The following is a 16,512-nucleotide window of genomic DNA, read 5'->3' as shown; positions in this document are numbered from 1 at the left end:
GCCGGGCGCGTCAGGCCTGGGCGAGCGCGGCGCGGAGGGCGTCGACCAGCGGGGTGGTCGGGCGCCCGATCAGGCGGGACAGGTCGCCGGGCGTCTCGGCCAGCAGGCCGTCGCGGGTGTTCTCCTCGAGGGCGACGACGAAGCCGACCGTCCCCTCGTCCAGCCCGGCGGCGGCCAGGTCGGCGCGGCGCTGCTCGGAGGACACCGCGCGGTAGGTCACCGGGCGACCCAGCAGCTCCGAGGCCGCGGCGGCGAGGTCGTCGAAGCCCCACGCCTCGTCACCGGACAGCTCGTAGACCGCGTCGTCGTGGCCCTCGGTGCGCAGCACGACCGCGGCCGCGGCGGCGAAGTCGTCGCGCGGCGCGGAGGCCACGCGGCCGTCGCCGAACGCGCCGACGATCTCGCCCGTCTCGCGCGCCTGCTGCACGTCGCCGAGGTAGTTCTCGGTGTACCAGCCGTTGCGCAGGATCGTGAAGGTCAGGCCGGACGCGCGGAGGATCTCCTCGGTGGCCTTGTGCTCGGGCGCGAGCACCAGCGGCGACGTGTCCGCGTGCGGCGCGGACGTGTAGACGAGCCGGCCGACGCCCTCGGCCTTCGCCGCGTCGATGACGGCGCGGTGCTGGTCGACGCGCTGCCCGACCTCGCTGCCCGACACCAGGAGCACGGTCTCGGCACCCGCCAGCGCGGCGCTGATCGTCTCCGGCTGCCCGTAGTCCAGGGTCGCGACGCGCACGCCGCGCTCCGCGAGGTCGGCGAGCGTCTCCGTGCGGCGGCCCGCGGCGACGATCCGGTCGGCCGGGACGCCGTCGGCGAGCAGGTGGGTGACGACGAGGCGGCCGAGGTGGCCGGTGGCTCCGGTGACGACGATCGACATGGTGGGACTCCTCCGGGTGGGACGTGGCCGGGCGCCTGACGCGTCCGGCACCACCACCAACGGCGCGGCACGGCCCACCCTTCCCGGTGGCCGGTACCCACTTTCGCGTAAGGTACTGGCATGGCGGTAAGCATCGAGGACACAGCCCCGACGGTCTCCGGATCGGTCCTGGGCGACCTGCTCACGGACGGCGTGCTCGCGTCCGCGTGCCCGAGCCGGGTGGTCCTCGACCACGTCACCAGCAAGTGGGGCGTGCTGGTGCTGGTCGCGCTCTCCGAGCGGACGCTGCGCTGGGGCGAGCTGCGCCGGCTCGTCGAGGGCATCAGCGAGAAGATGCTCGCCTCCACGCTCCGCACCCTGGAGGCCGACGGTCTGGTGCTCCGCGAGGCCACACCGTCCATCCCGCCCCGGGTCGACTACTCGCTGACGCCGCTCGGCCGCGAGCTCGCCGACCACCTCCTGCCGCTGATGGGCTGGATCGTGCGGCACGCGGACACGATGGTCGCCCGCGCCTGAGCCGCCGTCCCGGGCCACCGGGCCCGGGAGTGTCACAGCGGGGGCGCCTACGATGGCCCACCGCCACCGAACCCGATCGAAGGACGAGCACGTGCGCCGTACGGCAGCCACCCTCCTCGCCGCCTCCCTGCTGCTGCTCGCCGCGTGCAGCGACGGGGGCTCGGACGACTCCACCTCCCCCAGCGCCTCCCCGACGGCCACGGCTGCCGCGACGGCGTCCGCCGAGGACGTCGCCGCCCTCGACGCCGTGACCCTGACGGCCGAGGCCGGCCAGGAGCCGACCTTCGACTTCGAGCAGCCGTTCACCGTCTCGGCCCCGGTCGCGCGGGTCGTCACCCCCGGCACCGGCGCCGCCGTCGCCGAGGGCGACCTGGTCACCGTGGACATCGCCGCCGTGAGCGGCGAGGACGGCAGCACCCTCGGCGGCACCTACGGCGCCGAGCCGCAGCAGTACCTCGCGACCAGCGACAACCTGCCCCCGGTGCTGCTCGAGCAGCTCGTCGGCCAGCAGGTCGGCGCGCGCATCCTGTTCGCGAACCCGGCGTCGGACGCCACCTCGCTGCTCGCCGTCGAGGTCGTCTCCACGGAGGCCGTCCCCGACCGCGCCGAGGGCACCGCGGTGACCCCGCTGCCCGAGGGCCTGCCGACCATCACCCTGGCCGAGGACGGCACGCCGTCCGTCGAGCCGCTCGAGACCGACCCGCCGACCGACCTGGTCGTCCAGCCGCTGATCCAGGGCGCCGGGGCTCCGGTCGAGGCGGGCCAGACCCTCACCGTGCAGTACAGCGGCTGGCTGTGGGACGGCACGGCGTTCGACTCGTCGTGGGAGCGGGGCTCGGCCACGACCTTCCCGCTGAGCAACGTCATCCAGGGCTGGCAGCAGGGCCTGGTGGGCCAGACCGTCGGCAGCCAGGTGCTGCTGATCGTCCCGCCCGCGCTGGGCTACGGCGACAAGGAGTCGGGCAGCATCCCGGCCAACTCCACCCTGATCTTCGTGGTGGACATCCTCGCCGCGTCCTGACACCCGCCCCGCGGGGCACGCAGCACAGGGACCTCGGTCGCACCAGCGGCCGAGGTCCCTGTCTTTCCCGCGACCCGCGTGGATAGCCTGGCCGTCCCGGCACCGATCCCGAAGGACGTGCGATGGACGCGGCAACGAGGCCGACGGTCCGCAACGTGGCCCTCGTCGGCCACGCCGGATCCGGCAAGACGACGCTCGCCGAGGCCCTGCTGCTGCGCGCGGGGGCCGTCCCCCGCGCCGGGCGGGTCGAGGACGGCTCGACGGTCTGCGACCACGAGCCCGAGGAGGTGGCGCGCGGCTCCTCCGTGGCGCTCGGAGTGGCCGACCTCGACTGGACGTGCAGCCAGGGCAGCCCGCACCGGATCACCCTGATGGACACCCCGGGGTCGCCGGACTTCGCGGGGGCGGTGGACGCGGCGCTCGCGGTCGCGGACCTCGCGGTGGTGGTGGTGAGCGCCGTCGACGGGGTCCAGTCCGGGACGGAGGCGGCGTGGCGGCGGTGCGACGAGGCGGGGATCCCCCGCCTCGTCGTCGTCTCCCAGGAGGACCGCGCCCGCGCCGACTTCCACCGGGTGCTCGACCAGGTGCGCGACCTGGCCGCGCGCACCGGCCACGACCCCGCCGCGGTGCTGCCGCTGGAGCTCCCGCTCGGCGAGGAGCAGGCGCTGCACGGCGTCGCCGACGTGCTGTCCGACCGGGGCCTCGACTACGGCGCGGACGGCCGGCACCGGGACTGCGACCTGCCAGCCGACGTGGCGGACGAGGAGCACCGGCTGCACGGCGAGGTGACGGAGGAGATCGTCGCGCACGACGACGACCAGCTGGAGCAGTACCTGTCCGGGGAGGAGCCCGGGCCGGCGGACCTCGAGCGGACCCTGGCCCGCGAGGTCGCGTCCGGCGGTGCGGTGCCCGTGCTGGTCGCGTCCGCGGCCACCGGCGTCGGGATCGACCGGCTCGCGGACCTGGTGTGCGAGATCGGCCCCGCCCCGATCGACCGGCCGGCCCGGCTGCGGGTCGGGGGCGGGGGACCCGAGGACGGCGCGGAGACCGACCTGCCCGCCGACCCGGACGCCGAGACGGTGCTCCACGTGTTCCGCACGGTCGCCGACCCGTTCGTCGGGCAGGTGTCCGTGTTCAAGGTGCTGTCCGGCACCGTGCGGTCCGGGGACCGGCTCGTCAGCACCACGACGGGCGCCGAGGAGCGGCTGCACGGCCTGTTCCGGCTGCGCGGCCGCGAGCACCTGCCGGTCGACGCCGTCGCCGCCGGCGGGATCGCGGCCGTCGCCAAGCTCGGCTCCGCGCCGACCGGCACCCTGCTCGCGTCGCGGGCGCAGCCGGTCCGGCCCGCCACCCTGCCCGCCCGGCCGCCGGTGCTCGGCGTCGCGCTGGTCCCGGTGAGCCAGGCCGACGACGACAAGCTGTCCGGGGCGCTCACCCGGCTCGCGGCCGAGGACCCCACGCTGGTGGTCGAGCGCACCGCGCACCAGGCCGTGCTGCGCGGGCTCGGGGACGCGCACCTCGCGGTGGCCGTCGAGCGGCTGGCCCGCGTGTTCGGCGTGCACGTCACCACCGAGCCGGTGCGGATCGCCTACCGGGAGACGATCGCCCGGCCGGCGGAGGCCGAGGGCCGGCTGAAGAAGCAGTCCGGTGGCCACGGGCAGTTCGCGGTCGTGCAGCTGCGGCTCAGCCCGCTGCCGCCCGGGTCGGGGTTCGCGTTCGTGGACTCGGTGGTCGGCGGCGCGGTCCCGCGGTCCTACCTGCCGGCCGTCGAGCGCGGCGCCGCCGAGGCGCTGGCCGCCGGCGGGCCGCTCGGGCACCCCGTCGTGGACGTGCAGGTCGAGGTCTACGACGGCAGGGCGCACGCCGTGGACTCCTCCGACATGGCGTTCCGCACCGCGGCGGCCGCGGGCGTCCGGGCGGCGCTCGCCGCCGCCGGCACCGTGCTGCTGGAGCCGACGCTGCGGGTGACGGTCGTCGCACCGCCCGAGGTGCAGGGCGACGTGCTCGGCGACCTGTCCGGGCGGCGGGGCCGGATCAGCGCGAGCAGCACGACCGACGACGGCCGCGTCCGCATCGAGGCGGTGGTGCCCGAGGCGGAGGTGGTCCGGTACGCCCTCGACCTGCGCGCGCTCACCGGCGGGCGGGGCGAGGTGCTGCTCGAGCCCGGGGACTACGACGTGCGACCGGGGCACCTCGCACGGGTGTGACGCGCCGGGCCACCGTCGACGATGCCGACGATCTGTAGCCCAGCGGTCCGCCGATTTGTAGCGTAGGTCAGGGTGCCGAGGCGACCGTGGGCCACCTCCGGACCAAGGGCGGCGAACGCGAGATCGACCTCGTCGTGAGCCGGGACGACGGCCACGTCGTCGCCATCGAGGTGAAGCTCGCCGCCGACGTCGGGGAACACGACGTGCGCCAGCTGCTCTGGCTCCGGGAGCAGCTCGGTCCGCGGCTCCTCGACGCCGTGATCGTGACGACCGGGCGCGAGGCCTACCGGCGGCCCGACGGCGTCGCCGTCGTGCCCGCGGCGCTCCTCGGACCGTGACGGCCGCGACCGGCGGCGGGGCGTCAGCCCGCCGCCGCCTCCGGCACCGGCAGCCCGGACCCGAGCCGCCCCGCGTACACGTCGATCTTCATCTCGATCGCCGCCAGGTGCTCCTGGACCTCCGCCAGCTGCGCCCGCACCGCGTCCCGGTGCGCCTGCAGCAGCGCCATCCGCTCCGGCTCCGTGCCCTCGCCCCGCCGGACCAGGTCGACGTACTCCCGGATCTCCCGGATCGGCATGCCGGTGGCCCGGAGCCGGGTGAGCAGGTGGATCCAGCCGAGGTCCCGCTCGGTGTACCGGCGGTGCCCGGACGACGCCCGCTCCACGGCGTCGAGCAGCAGCCCGTCGCGCTCGTAGTAGCGCAGCGTGTGCGGGGTCAGCCCGGTCGCCGCGGCGGCCTCGGCGATGGTGAGGGTGCGGCTCTCCTCGGTCACGCCCCTCAGCATGCGCCGGTCACCGCCCGATGGTCGACATGTCGGGGTACCGGTCACCGACGACGGCCTGCGGCGGCACGGCGTCCGCGAGCGCCGCGAGGTCCTCGGCGGTGAGCCGGACGTCGGCGGCCGCGACGTTCTGCTCCAGGTAGCGGACCCGGCGGGTGCCCGGGATCGGCACCACGTCCTCGCCCTGGGCGAGGACCCACGCGAGCGCCAGCTGGGCCGCGGTGACGCCCCGCTCGGCCGCGAGCGCCTGGACCCGCTCGACCAGCGCGCGGTTGGCGTCGAACGCCTCGCCGGCGAACCGGGGGTTGGCGCGCCGGAAGTCGTCGGGCGCGAGGTCGTCCGGCGCCGCGATGGCCCCGGTGAGCATCCCGCGGCCCAGCGGCGAGTACGGCACCAGGCCGATGCCGAGCTCGCGCAGGGTCGGCAGCACCTCGGCCTCGACGTCCCGGGTCCACAGGGAGTACTCGGTCTGCACGGCGGTGATCGGGTGCACGGCGTGCGCCCGGCGGATCGTCGCCGGCCCCGCCTCCGACAGCCCGATGTGCCGCACCTTGCCCGCCTGGACGGCCTCGGCGAGCGCCCCCACCGTGTCTTCGACGGGCACCTTCGGGTCCATCCGGTGCATGTAGTACAGGTCCACGTGGTCGACGCCGAGCCGCTGCAGGCTGCCGTCGAGGGCGGCGCGCACGTACTCGGGGCGGCCGTCCACGCCGCGGCTCGTCACGGTCGGGTCGGCGTCCCGGACGATGCCGAACTTGGTGGCGAGCACGACCTCGTCCCGGCGGCCGGCGATCGCGCGGCCGACCAGGCGCTCGTTGGTGTGCGGGCCGTACATGTCGGCGGTGTCCAGCAGCGTGACGCCGAGGTCGAGGGCGCGGTGGATCGTCGCGACCGACTCGCGCTCCTGGTCGGACCCGGGCGCGGACGTCGCGCCGTAGAACTCGGACATGCCCATGCAGCCGAGCCCGAGGGCGGAGACGGTGAGGGCGGTGCCGTGCGCGGCGCTGCCGAGGGTGCGGGTGGTGAGGCTCATGGGTGAGGACGCTCCACCTTGGAGCGCGCTCGAAGTCAAGGCGTCGCGCTGCGATCCCGGGCGGGCGGTCGTAGCGTCGGGAGGACACCCCACCCTCGAGGAGGACGCGTGAAGCTCCGTCACCTGCCGCTGCGCCTCGGCGCCGGCGCCTACATCCTGAACTCCGGCCTGGACAAGCTCGGCGCCGACGAGGACACCGCGAAGGGCCTGCACGGCACCGCGGCCGGCGCGTACCCGTTCCTCTCCGGCGTGGACCCGAAGACGTTCACGACGGCGCTGGCCGCCACCGAGGTCGGGCTCGGCGCGGCGCTGCTGGTGCCCGTGCTGCCGCGCGTCGCCGTCGCCACCGGGTTCACGGCGTTCTCCGCGGCGCTCGTCGGCATGTACCTGCGCACCCCGGCGCTGCACCGCGGGCCCGGCGACCCGCGCCCCAACCCGGACGGGATCGGGGTCGCGAAGGACGTCATCATGCTCGGCGCCGCGTCGTCGTACCTGATCGACACCCTGACGTCGTCGGCCAAGAAGGCGGGCGTGCAGGCGGCGAAGAAGGCGCGGAAGGCCGTCCACCGCTGAAGGCGGCGCCGTGCGGGCCCTAGGCTCGGTGCCGCCCGCGTCCGCCGCCGTCCGAAGGAGCGCCATGCGCCAGCCGACCCGCTGGGAGCAGATCGGCCAGCAGAACCCCGACCGGTCCACCTGGTACGTCGAGCGGTTCCGCACGATGGCCGCCGAGGGCGCCGACCTGGCCGGCGAGGCGCGGATGATCGACGCCATGGTGCCCCGCGGGTCCCGCGTCCTGGACGCCGGCTGCGGTCCGGGCCGGGTCGGCGGCGAGCTCGCGCGCCGCGGGCACGCGGTCGTCGGCGTGGACGTCGACCCGGTGCTCGTCGCGGCCGCGCGCGCCGACCACCCCGCCGGCGACTGGCACGTCGGCGACCTCGCCGAGCTCGACCTGCCCGCGGCGGGCGTCGCCGAGCCCTTCGACGTCGCGGTGATGGCCGGCAACGTCCTGACGTTCGTCGCGCCCGGGACCGAGGCGGAGGTGCTGCGCCGGATCCGCGCGCACCTGGCCCCCGGGGGCCGGCTGGTCGTCGGGTTCGGCGCGGGCCGCGGGTACGCGTTCGACGCGCTGGACCTCGACGCCCGGGAGGCGGGGTTCGCGGTGCAGCACCGGTTCGCGACCTGGGCCCTGCGGCCGTTCGGGCCGGACGCGGACTTCCTGGTGGCGGTCCTGGGCTGAGCACGTCGGGGTGGTCGGCGCGCGGCCGTCGTGCCACCCTCGGTCGCATGGCCCGGTTCTTCGACGTCCACCCGCACGACCCTCAGGCCCGGTCGATCGGCCAGATCGTGCAGCTGCTGCGCGACGACGCCCTGATCGCCTACCCCACCGACTCCGGGTACGCGCTCGGCTGCCGGATGGAGAGCCACACCGGGGCCGACCGGATCCGCGCGATCCGGCACCTGACCGACAAGCACCACTTCACGCTCGTGTGCACCGACTTCGCGCAGCTCGGGCAGCTGGTGCGGCTGGACAACGCGCCGTTCCGGGCGATCAAGGCCGCGACGCCGGGGCCGTACACGTTCATCCTCCCGGCCACCAAGGAGGTGCCGCGGCGGCTCGCGCACCCCAAGAAGAAGACCGTGGGGGTGCGCATCCCGGACTCCCGGGTCGTGCAGGCGATCCTGCACGAGCTCGGCGAGCCGCTGCTGTCCTCGACCCTGATCCTGCCGGGCGACACCGAGCCGCAGACCGACGGCTGGACGGTGAAGGAGGAGCTCGACCACGTGGTCGACGCGGTGATCGAGGCCGGCGAGGTGTCCGCGGAACCGACGACGGTCGTCGACTGGTCGGAGGGCTACGCCGAGGTGGTCCGCGAGGGCGCGGGCGACCCGGACCGGTTCGCCTGACGCGCCGTGGCCGAGTCGATCGAGCGGCGCGCCTCGGGCTCGACGTCGAGGACCCGGTGAGGTGACCGTGCCCGACCTCCCCGACGACCCCGGGTTCCCCGCCGCCACCGCCCCGGCGGCGCGCGATCTCGCCGAGCTCGACGGCGCCGTCGTCGAGTGCCGCGCGTGCCCGCGGCTGGTCGCCTGGCGGGAGCACGTCGCGACCGTGAAGCGCGCCGCGTACCGCGACCAGGAGTACTGGGCGAGGCCCGCCCCCGGGTTCGGCGACCCGCAGGCCGCCGTGCTGGTGGTCGGCCTCGCGCCCGCGGCCCACGGCGCCAACCGGACCGGCCGGATGTTCACCGGCGACCGGTCCGGCGACTTCCTGTTCGCCGCCATGCACCGCGTGGGGATGGCGTCGCAGCCGACGTCCGTGCACGCCGGCGACGGGCTGACGCTCACCGGCGTGCGGATCACGGCGCCCGTGCACTGCGCGCCGCCCGACAACAAGCCGCTGCCCGAGGAGCGGCACCGCTGCGGGCCGTGGCTGGCGCGGGAGCTGGAGATCGTGCGCCCGCGGGTCGCCCTGGTGCTCGGGGCGTTCGGCTGGGACGCGCTGCTCCGCACGCTCGGCGAGCAGGGCTGGGCGGTGCCGCGCCCCCGCCCCCGGTTCGGCCACGGCGCCGAGGTGGTGCTGGACCGCCCGGGCACCGGCGAGCGGCTGACCCTGCTGGGCTGCTTCCACGTGAGCCAGCAGAACACCTTCACCGGCCGCCTGACCGAGGACATGCTCGACGCGGTCCTCCTCCGCGCCCGCGCCCTGGCCGGCTGACGGCGCGCGCGGGCGCGAGTTCGCCGGTTGCGCGCTCAGCGCCGGTGCGGAACCGGCGAACTCGCGCGCAACCGGCGAACTCGGCCCCCGACGGCCGCGGGTCAGGCCAGCGAGCGGCCGCCCGTGACGCCGATGCGCTCGCCGGTGATGTAGCTGCTCTCCTGGCTCGCGAAGAACACGTACGCCGGGGCGAGCTCCGCCGGCTGGCCGGCGCGGCCCAGCGGGGTGTCCGCGCCGAACTCCTTCACCTTCTCCTCCGGCATCGTCGCGGGGATCAGCGGGGTCCAGATCGGCCCGGGCGCCACGGCGTTGACCCGGATGCCCTGCTCGGCCACCTGCTGCGCCAGCGCCTTGGTGAAGTTGAGGATGCCGGCCTTGGTGGTCGCGTAGTCGATGAGCTGCGGGCTCGGCTCGTAGGCCTGGACCGACGTCGTGTTGATGATGCTCGACCCGGGCTGCAGGTGCGGGAGGGCGGCCTTGGTGATCCAGAACATCGCGTACAGGTTGGTCTTGAACGTGCGGTCCAGCTGCTCGGTCGTCAGGTCCAGCAGCCCGTTCTCCTGGGACATCTGGAACGCCGCGTTGTTGACGAGCACGTCCAGCCCGCCGAGCTCGGCGACCGTGCGCTCGACGATCTCGGAGCAGAACGCCTCGTCGCGGATGTCGCCCGGCAGGGTCAGCGCGCGGCGGCCGGCGGCCTCGACCAGCCGCACGGTCTCCTGCGCGTCCTCCTCCTCGTCGGGGAGGTACACGATCGCCACGTCGGCACCCTCGCGGGCGAACGCGATCGCCACCGCCCGGCCGATGCCGGAGTCGCCGCCGGTGATCAGCGTGCGCTTGCCCTCGAGCCGGCCGGAGCCGACGTACGACTCCTCGCCGTGGTCGGGCTGCTGCCGCATGTCGTCCGTGAGGCCGGGGTGCGCGATGGTCTGCGCGGGCTGCTCCGGCTCGGGGTGCTGGGTCTGCGGGTCCTGGGGGGTCGTCTGGTCGCTCATGCTCCCCCATCGTCCGCGCGCCGGCGCAGCCCGCCACCGGAGCGGGTGAACCGTCGGCGTGTCGGCACCCGGCGCGTCGCCCCGAGTTGCCCCGTCGGCCCAGGTCACCCCACAGTGGCCGTCGGCCAGCCCGCGCTCCGACCCGCACGTCCACGTCGCGCGCACAACCGCCGCACAGGCTCCCCGCAGGGGACGTCCTAGGGTGACGACCCGGACCGGAGGAGGAACGTGAGCAGCGACGACGACCAGTACGTCGAGATCTGGGGCGACCGCGTGTCGATGCGCGACCTGGTCCTGGCGCTCGCCGTCACGGCGATCGTGACGGCCGCCGCGGTCGTGATCGGCCGCGCCCTGGGCTCGTCGGAGTTCTTCTGGGGCCTCGGCGGCTCGGTGGTCGGGTTCGCGGCCGCGGTGGTGCTCGTCCGGCCGAAGCGGGACGTGCGGATCGTGGCCGACGCCGAGGCGGGTCCGCCACCGGTCTGACGCCCGCGCTCCCCCCGCGCACCACCCCCCGCGCCAGCCGACGCGCCCGCCGCGACCCATCCGGACGGGCGCCCCGCACCGAAAGACCTCCGTGGACCTCTCCCTGCTGCTGCCGATGGTCGCCGCCGCTCTCGCGGCCGTCGCGCTGTACACGCTGATCGGGTTCATCCCCGGCACCGACGAGACGTCGGTCCTGCTGCCCGTGACGCTCGCCCTCGTGCTCGCCGGCGCCGACCCGCAGGTGGTGCTGGCGTTCTTCATCGCCGCCGTGGTCACGCTCAACCTGACGAACTCGATCCCGACGGCGCTGGTCGGCCTCCCCGGCGGCGTGCTGTCCGCGCCGATGATCGACCACGCCCTGCTGCTCAAGCGGGAGGGCCGGGCGGCGGAGACGATCCGCAAGATGGCGGCCGGCTCGGTCGTCGGCACGCTGGTCTCGGTGCCGCTCGCGCTGCTGATCGCCGGCGCCATCACCCCGTTCGCGGACCAGCTGCGGGAGTACGGGTCGCTGCTGTTCGTCGGCGGCGCCGTGGTGCTGGCGCTGATCGGGAAGAACAAGCTGCTCTCGCTGCTGGCGATCATCCCGCTGGGCCTGCTGTTCCAGGGCGTGCAGGCGCTGTACCGGCAGACCGGCGTGCTGCCCGAGGACGGCACGATCACGGTGTCGTTCTTCCTGTCGATCACCGCGGGCCCGCTGCTGCTCAGCCTGGCCACGCTGCTCAACCCGACGCTGCGCGCCGCGCTCCCCCGCGCCGGCCGCACGCCGGTCGTCATCACGCGGTCGGAGCTGAAGGGCGCGCCGCTGAGCCCGCGGCGCCTGCTGACCCGCGCCGAGCTCGGCGCCTCGGCCACGGTCTCCGCGGCGTCCACGCCGCTGTTCTTCCTCAGCCCGGTCGCCCTGACGCTGCTCATGGGCGAGGCGTCCGGCGCCCGCGCCCAGCAGCCCGTCGAGCGGTCCTCCCGGGCGATCACCTCCATGGCCGCGCTCGCGCACTCGACCTACCTGGCGGGCGTGATCATCCCGCTCCTGGCGGTCGGGCTGCCGCTGTCGCCGGTCGCGGTCGGCCCCGCGAACGCGCTGTTCAACGCGCCGCCCGTGCTGACCCTCGACAACAACCTGCACCAGCTGCTGTCGACGTCGCAGTTCGTGGTCGCGGTCGTGGTCGGCGGGACGCTCGCCCTGGTGCTGTCCTACGTGCTGGCGGTCCGGTACTCGTTCCGGCTCACCGCGCTGGTCACCCGCTACGTGCCGCACGAGGCGGTGCTCGCGCTGTTCATCGTGTTCGTCCTGCTCCTCGCCTACCTGGACGCAGGGCTCGTCAACGTCTTCGCCGTGCTGCTGGTCGGGCTGACCTGCGGCACGCTGAACCGGTTGGGCGTCAACTTCGGGGTGCAGTTCATGTCGCTGTACGCGGCCCCGTGGTTCGTGGCGCACCTGATGTGAGGAGTCGGACCATCTCGAGCTCGAACCCGCGCAGCACCGGCCCGGGCGCCCCGCGCGCCACCGGGACGGGGCACACCCGCGCGAAGGCGATCCTGGTCGGCGAGCACGCCGTCGTCTACGGCGAGCCCGCGATCGCGCTGCCGCTGGCCAGCCTGCCGATGCGGGCCGTCGCGCGCCGCGAGGAGGGCCCGCTCACCCTCGAGTCCGTCCTGTACTCGGGCGCGCTGTCCGACGCCCCCGAGCAGCTGGCGGCGCCGGTCGCCGCCGTCGAGGCCACGCTCGACCACCTGGGGCTGCCGCACCGGGACATCGTGCTGTCCACCGAGTCCACGATCCCGGCCGCCCGCGGCCTCGGCTCCAGCGCCGCCACCGCCGGTGCCCTCGCGCTCGCGCTGGCCGACCTCGCCGGGCGCACGCTGACCGCGCAGGAGCACTTCGACCTGGTGCAGGTCGGCGAGCGGGTGGCCCACGGCAACCCCAGCGGCCTGGACGCCCGCACCACCGCCTCCACGGAGCCGGTGTGGTTCCAGGCCGGCGAGATCCGGCCGCTCGACCTGGCCCTGCGCGCGCACCTCGTCGTCGCCGACACCGGCGTGCACGGGCGGACCCGGGTCGCGGTCGCCGACGTGCGGTCGTTCCGGGACCGGCACCCGGCCCGCGGGGCCGAGCTGGTCGCGGAGCTCGGCGCCATCACCCGGGACGTCGTCGACGACCTGGCCCTCGACCGCCCGGCGGAGCTCGGCGCCCGGATGACGCGCGCGCACGGCGCCCTCGCCGAGCTCGGCGTCTCCTCGCCGGAGCTCGACCGGCTGGTCGGGGCGGCGCTGGCGGCCGGGGCCCTCGGCGCCAAGCTGACCGGCGGTGGCCAGGGCGGATGCATGCTGGCGCTCGCGGCCGACGCGGCGTCCGCTGGTACGATCGCCGCTGCCCTGCGCCGCGCGGGAGCGGCGCGCACGTGGCTGCACCGGACCGACGCGCGGCGTCCCGCCACCCCCTCCGCCCAGGTGCCCCTCGGATGACTGACTCCGCGACCGCCGTCGCGCACGCGAACATCGCGCTCGCCAAGTACTGGGGCAAGCGCGACGAGGCCCTGGCGCTGCCCGCGACCTCCAGCCTGTCGCTGACGCTCGACGCGTTCCACGCCACCACGACGGTGACCCTGGACGCGGGTGCGACCGAGGACACCGGGACGCTCGACGGCCGGCCCATGTCCGAGGGCGAGGTGACCCGGGTCCGGCGGTTCCTCGACCTGGTGCGCTCGCTCGCCGGGTCGTCCGCGCACGCCGCGGTCACCTCGGTGTCGACCGTGCCGACCGGCGCGGGCCTGGCCTCCTCGGCGAGCGGGTTCGCCGCGCTCGCCGGTGCCGCGTCGGCCGCCTACGGCCTCGACCTCGACCCCCGCGCGCTGTCCCGGCTCGCGCGCCGCGGCTCCGGCTCGGCGGCGCGCTCGGTGTTCGGCGGCCTGGTGGTCTGGCACGCGGGCACCGACGACGCCACGTCCTTCGCCGAGCCCGTGCCCGGCGGCGAGGCCGGCGGCGCGCTCGACCCCGCGATGGCCGTCGTCGTGCTGGACGCCGGTCCCAAGGCGATCTCGTCCCGCGAGGCCATGCGCCGCACCGTCGAGACCTCCCCGTACTTCCCGGCGTGGACCGAGGCCACCGAGGCCGACGTCGCGCTCATGCTCGACGCCGTGGCCGCCGGCGACCTGCCCGCGCTCGGCACGCTGGCGGAGTCCAACGCCCTGCGGATGCACGCCACGATGCTGGGCGCCCGGCCGCCGGTCCGGTACTGGACCGCGCACACCGTCGGGGTGCTGGACCAGGTGCAGGCGCTGCGCGCGGACGGCCTGCCCTGCTGGGCGACCATCGACGCCGGCCCGAACGTCAAGGTGCTGTGCGCCGGCCGCGACCTGCCCGCCGTGGCCGCGGCGCTGTCCGAGGGCGGCACCCGCCGCGTCGTGACCGCGCGCCCCGGCCCGGACCTGCGGGTGACCGCGGGGGGTGCCGCGTGACCGCCCCCGCCGCCGGGGCCCCCGCGCCCGCCGAGGCCCCGATCGAGGTCAGCGCCCCCGGCAAGCTGTTCGTCGCCGGCGAGTACGCCGTGGTCGAGGCCGGCTACCCCGCGGTCCTCGTGGCCGTCGACCGGCACGTCACGGTGCGCCTCGCGCGCGCCGAGGGCGCCGGGTCCATCGCGTCCGACCAGTACGGCCGGCTCCCGGTGGTGTGGCGGCGCGACGGCGGCCGCGTGGTGCTCGACCACGACAGCCGCCCGTTCGACTACGTGCTCGCCGCGATCGACGTCGTGGAGCGGTTCGCCGCGGAGCAGGGCCGCCCGCTCGGCTTCTACGACATCACGATCACCTCGGAACTCGACGACCAGTCGGGCCGGAAGTTCGGGCTCGGCTCCTCGGCCGCCGTCACCGCGGCGACCGTGCGGGCGCTGGACCGGTTCTACGGCCTCGACCTGCCCACCGAGCGCCTGCTGCGCCTGGCCCTGCTCGCCACCGTCGCGGTCAACCCGATGGGCTCGGGCGGCGACGTCGCGGCCAGCCTGTACGGCGGGTGGATCCGGTACGCCGCGCTCGACCGCGACTGGCTGCGCACCGCCCAGGCCGCCGCGGAGGCCTCGGGCGCCGTGCGGCCGCTGTCCGCGCTGCTCGTCGCCGACTGGCCGGGCCTGTCCGTGCGCCGGCTGCCGACGCCGCGGACCATGCGCCTGGTCGTGGGCTGGACCGGCGTCCCCGCGTCGACCACCCGCCTGGTCGAGCGGATGCAGTCCCGCAAGGGCGCCGCCGAGGCGCACTACCCCGACTTCCTGGCCGCCTCCCGGGAGTGCGTGGACGCGCTGGCCGACGCCATCGAGCGCGACGACGCCCCCGCGGCCAAGGCGCAGATCCACCGCGCCCGCGGCCTGCTCACCTCGCTCGCGCGTGCCGCCGGCGTCGACATCGAGACCCCCGCGCTGCGCACGCTGTGCGAGACGGCCGAGGGCGTCGGCGCGGCGGCCAAGTCGTCGGGCGCGGGCGGCGGCGACTGCGGCATCGTGCTGGTCGACGCCGACACCGACCTCGAGCCGATGCTCCGGGACTGGGCGCTGTCCGACGTGCGGCACCTGTCCCTGCGGGTCCAGCAGCCCTGCGACGCCGAGGACGCCCCGTGACCGACGCCCCCCTGTCCGGCCAGGACCAGCCCGCCGTCGCCCCCGGGGCCGCCGGCGGGGCGACGCCCGCCGAGCAGGACGCGCGCCGCAAGGACGACCACGTCCGCCTGGCCGTCGCCCAGCACGCCGAGCCCGGGCCGAGCGACTTCGACCACGTCCGCCCGATGAACCACCCGCTGCAGGCCGGCGACCGCGCGCAGGTGTCGCTGCGCACCGCGGGCCGGGTGCTCGACTGGCCGGTGCCGCTGTACATCAACGGCATGACCGGCGGCACCGCGCACACCGGGACGATCAACCGCGCCCTGGCGATCGCCGCCCGGGAGACCGGCGTGCCCATCGCGTCGGGGTCGACGGGCATCCTGCACCGCGAGCCCGCGGCGATCCCGTCGTTCCGGGTGCTGCGCGACCTCAACCCCGACGGCTTCGTGCTGGCGAACGTCAACGCCAACCTCACGCCCGCCCAGGCGCGGCGCTCGGTGGAGATCCTCGGCGCCGACGGCCTGCAGGTGCACGTGAACCCGGCGCAGGAGATCGTCATGCCCGAGGGCGACCGCGACTTCACGCGCTGGGCCGAGAACATCGCCGCCATCGTCGACGGCGTGGACGTCCCCGTCGTCGTCAAGGAGGTCGGCGCCGGGATGAGCCGCGGCACCGTCGAGCGCCTGCGGGACCTCGGCGTCGCGGCCGTCGACGTCTCGGGCCGGGGCGGCACCGACTTCACCGCCATCGAGTCCGCGCGGCGCACCGACGGCGGCATGGACTACCTCGCGTCCTGGGGGCAGTCGGCGGTCGAGGGCCTCCTGGACGCGTCGTCGGTCGACGGCGTGGACCTGCTGGCGTCCGGCGGCGTGCGGCACCCCCTCGACGTCGTGCGCGCGCTCGCGCTCGGCGCCACGGCCGTCGGCGTCGCCGGGGGCTTCCTGCGCACCCTGCTGACCGACGGCGAGGCGGCCCTCGTCGCCCGCATCCAGACCTGGCTGACCCAGGTCGGGGACATCATGACGCTGCTCGGCGCCCGCACGGTCGCGGACCTGCGCCGGATCGACCTGCTGCTCACGGGCCCGGTGCGCGAGTTCTGCGACCTGCGCGGCGTCGACGCCCGCGCGTACGCCCGCCGCAGCGGCCTCTGACCCCGCGCGGCCCCACCCCGCCCCTGCCCCCTCCCGTCCCCCACCCCCAGCCCCACCCCCAGCCCTGCCGAGCACGCACCAGCTGCGGGGTTCGAGGCGCTCGAACCCGGCAGCTGCTGCATGCTCGGCGGGCTCCTTCCCGAGGGCTCCCGC

General features: G+C 75.8%; 18 protein-coding genes. 14 read left to right on the top strand and 4 right to left on the bottom strand.

Annotated features, from left to right (window positions below; translation table 11 throughout):
• Nucleotides 1–10: 10 nt before the first annotated feature.
• The gene (locus FA014_RS02555) at nucleotides 11–874 is read right to left on the bottom strand and encodes an SDR family oxidoreductase (RefSeq protein WP_154728139.1); all 864 of its coding nucleotides are present in this window, start codon (nucleotides 872–874) and stop codon (nucleotides 11–13) included.
• Between the two features lie 120 nt (nucleotides 875–994).
• On the opposite strand from FA014_RS02555, the gene FA014_RS02550 reads away from it, so the two are divergent.
• The 4 genes from FA014_RS02550 to FA014_RS02535 all read left to right on the top strand — a co-directional run bounded on the left by FA014_RS02550 (nucleotide 995) and on the right by FA014_RS02535 (nucleotide 4,956).
• Nucleotides 995–1,390, top strand: a complete 396-nt coding sequence (locus FA014_RS02550; protein WP_154728138.1) for a winged helix-turn-helix transcriptional regulator — start codon at nucleotides 995–997, stop codon at nucleotides 1,388–1,390.
• A 91-nt stretch (nucleotides 1,391–1,481) separates the two neighbouring features.
• Nucleotides 1,482–2,411, top strand: coding sequence for an FKBP-type peptidyl-prolyl cis-trans isomerase (locus FA014_RS02545; RefSeq protein ID WP_230322808.1), 930 nt, complete (start codon nucleotides 1,482–1,484; stop codon nucleotides 2,409–2,411).
• A gap of 122 nt (nucleotides 2,412–2,533) precedes the next feature.
• Complete coding sequence (locus FA014_RS02540; RefSeq protein ID WP_154728136.1) at nucleotides 2,534–4,618, top strand: elongation factor G; 2,085 nt, start codon at nucleotides 2,534–2,536, stop codon at nucleotides 4,616–4,618.
• 86 nt (nucleotides 4,619–4,704) lie between these two features.
• On the top strand, nucleotides 4,705–4,956 hold the full coding sequence (locus FA014_RS02535; RefSeq protein WP_195969132.1) for a hypothetical protein: 252 nt from the start codon (nucleotides 4,705–4,707) through the stop codon (nucleotides 4,954–4,956).
• A gap of 23 nt (nucleotides 4,957–4,979) precedes the next feature.
• On the opposite strand, the gene FA014_RS02530 is transcribed toward FA014_RS02535, so the two are convergent.
• Together FA014_RS02530 and FA014_RS02525 are read right to left on the bottom strand one after the other, a co-directional pair.
• Nucleotides 4,980–5,390: a MerR family transcriptional regulator gene (locus FA014_RS02530; protein ID WP_230322807.1), complete on the bottom strand. Its 411-nt coding sequence runs from the start codon at nucleotides 5,388–5,390 to the stop codon at nucleotides 4,980–4,982.
• Between the two features lie 19 nt (nucleotides 5,391–5,409).
• Entirely contained in the window at nucleotides 5,410–6,432 is a 1,023-nt protein-coding gene (locus FA014_RS02525) for an aldo/keto reductase (protein WP_154728134.1), read from the bottom strand.
• Between the two features lie 108 nt (nucleotides 6,433–6,540).
• On the opposite strand from FA014_RS02525, the gene FA014_RS02520 reads away from it, so the two are divergent.
• The 4 genes from FA014_RS02520 to FA014_RS02505 all read left to right on the top strand — a co-directional run bounded on the left by FA014_RS02520 (nucleotide 6,541) and on the right by FA014_RS02505 (nucleotide 9,148).
• The gene (locus FA014_RS02520) at nucleotides 6,541–7,005 is read left to right on the top strand and encodes a DoxX family membrane protein (protein ID WP_154728133.1); all 465 of its coding nucleotides are present in this window, start codon (nucleotides 6,541–6,543) and stop codon (nucleotides 7,003–7,005) included.
• Nucleotides 7,006–7,069: 64 nt separating this feature from the next.
• Nucleotides 7,070–7,669, top strand: a complete 600-nt coding sequence (locus FA014_RS02515; RefSeq protein ID WP_154728132.1) for a class I SAM-dependent methyltransferase — start codon at nucleotides 7,070–7,072, stop codon at nucleotides 7,667–7,669.
• A gap of 47 nt (nucleotides 7,670–7,716) precedes the next feature.
• Nucleotides 7,717–8,337 (top strand): L-threonylcarbamoyladenylate synthase, encoded by a 621-nt coding sequence (locus FA014_RS02510; RefSeq protein ID WP_154728131.1) that lies wholly within the window; start codon nucleotides 7,717–7,719, stop codon nucleotides 8,335–8,337.
• A gap of 61 nt (nucleotides 8,338–8,398) precedes the next feature.
• Entirely contained in the window at nucleotides 8,399–9,148 is a 750-nt protein-coding gene (locus FA014_RS02505; RefSeq protein ID WP_195969131.1) for a uracil-DNA glycosylase, read from the top strand.
• Nucleotides 9,149–9,249: 101 nt separating this feature from the next.
• Here FA014_RS02505 and FA014_RS02500 read toward each other — a convergent pair whose 3' ends face one another.
• Complete coding sequence (locus FA014_RS02500; protein WP_154728130.1) at nucleotides 9,250–10,143, bottom strand: SDR family oxidoreductase; 894 nt, start codon at nucleotides 10,141–10,143, stop codon at nucleotides 9,250–9,252.
• 228 nt (nucleotides 10,144–10,371) lie between these two features.
• Here FA014_RS02500 and FA014_RS02495 point away from each other — a divergent pair, with 228 nt between their 5' ends.
• The 6 genes from FA014_RS02495 to fni all read left to right on the top strand — a co-directional run bounded on the left by FA014_RS02495 (nucleotide 10,372) and on the right by fni (nucleotide 16,359).
• Nucleotides 10,372–10,626: a hypothetical protein gene (locus FA014_RS02495; protein ID WP_154728129.1), complete on the top strand. Its 255-nt coding sequence runs from the start codon at nucleotides 10,372–10,374 to the stop codon at nucleotides 10,624–10,626.
• Nucleotides 10,627–10,717: 91 nt separating this feature from the next.
• Nucleotides 10,718–12,070: a tripartite tricarboxylate transporter permease gene (locus FA014_RS02490; RefSeq protein ID WP_154728128.1), complete on the top strand. Its 1,353-nt coding sequence runs from the start codon at nucleotides 10,718–10,720 to the stop codon at nucleotides 12,068–12,070.
• Nucleotides 12,067–13,089 carry a mevalonate kinase gene (gene mvk / locus FA014_RS02485; RefSeq protein ID WP_230322806.1) on the top strand — a complete coding sequence of 341 codons (1,023 nt, stop codon included), beginning with the start codon at nucleotides 12,067–12,069 and terminating at the stop codon, nucleotides 13,087–13,089. The genes FA014_RS02490 and mvk overlap by 4 nt, the downstream gene beginning before the upstream one ends.
• A complete protein-coding gene (gene mvaD, locus FA014_RS02480; protein WP_154728127.1) occupies nucleotides 13,086–14,081 on the top strand; it encodes a diphosphomevalonate decarboxylase in 996 nt (331 codons plus the stop codon). The genes mvk and mvaD overlap by 4 nt, the downstream gene beginning before the upstream one ends.
• On the top strand, nucleotides 14,078–15,229 hold the full coding sequence (locus FA014_RS02475; RefSeq protein ID WP_230322805.1) for a phosphomevalonate kinase: 1,152 nt from the start codon (nucleotides 14,078–14,080) through the stop codon (nucleotides 15,227–15,229). The genes mvaD and FA014_RS02475 overlap by 4 nt, the downstream gene beginning before the upstream one ends.
• The gene (gene fni, locus FA014_RS02470) at nucleotides 15,226–16,359 is read left to right on the top strand and encodes a type 2 isopentenyl-diphosphate Delta-isomerase (RefSeq protein WP_230322804.1); all 1,134 of its coding nucleotides are present in this window, start codon (nucleotides 15,226–15,228) and stop codon (nucleotides 16,357–16,359) included. The genes FA014_RS02475 and fni overlap by 4 nt, the downstream gene beginning before the upstream one ends.
• Nucleotides 16,360–16,512: the final 153 nt, after the last annotated feature.

Origin of the sequence: Cellulomonas hominis, from assembly GCF_005239125.1 — a bacterium.
Classification (GTDB): Bacteria; Actinomycetota; Actinomycetes; order Actinomycetales; family Cellulomonadaceae; genus Cellulomonas; species Cellulomonas hominis_A.
The sequence above is the reverse complement of the archived record's forward strand: the minus strand, read 5'-3'. Positions and strand labels throughout refer to the sequence as shown.

Bases quoted from the DNA above. Each gene is read 5' to 3' on its own strand.
- FA014_RS02550 (WP_154728138.1), top strand. From the start codon at position 995: ATGGCGGTAAGCATCGAGGACACAGCCCCGACGGTCTCCGGATCGGTC.
- FA014_RS02540 (WP_154728136.1), top strand. From the start codon at position 2,534: ATGGACGCGGCAACGAGGCCGACGGTCCGCAACGTGGCCCTCGTCGGC.
- FA014_RS02500 (WP_154728130.1), bottom strand. From the start codon at position 10,143: ATGAGCGACCAGACGACCCCCCAGGACCCGCAGACCCAGCACCCCGAG.
- FA014_RS02510 (WP_154728131.1), top strand. From the start codon at position 7,717: ATGGCCCGGTTCTTCGACGTCCACCCGCACGACCCTCAGGCCCGGTCG.
- FA014_RS02555 (WP_154728139.1), bottom strand. From the start codon at position 874: ATGTCGATCGTCGTCACCGGAGCCACCGGCCACCTCGGCCGCCTCGTC.
- FA014_RS02525 (WP_154728134.1), bottom strand. From the start codon at position 6,432: ATGAGCCTCACCACCCGCACCCTCGGCAGCGCCGCGCACGGCACCGCC.
- mvaD (WP_154728127.1), top strand. From the start codon at position 13,086: ATGACTGACTCCGCGACCGCCGTCGCGCACGCGAACATCGCGCTCGCC.
- FA014_RS02515 (WP_154728132.1), top strand. From the start codon at position 7,070: ATGCGCCAGCCGACCCGCTGGGAGCAGATCGGCCAGCAGAACCCCGAC.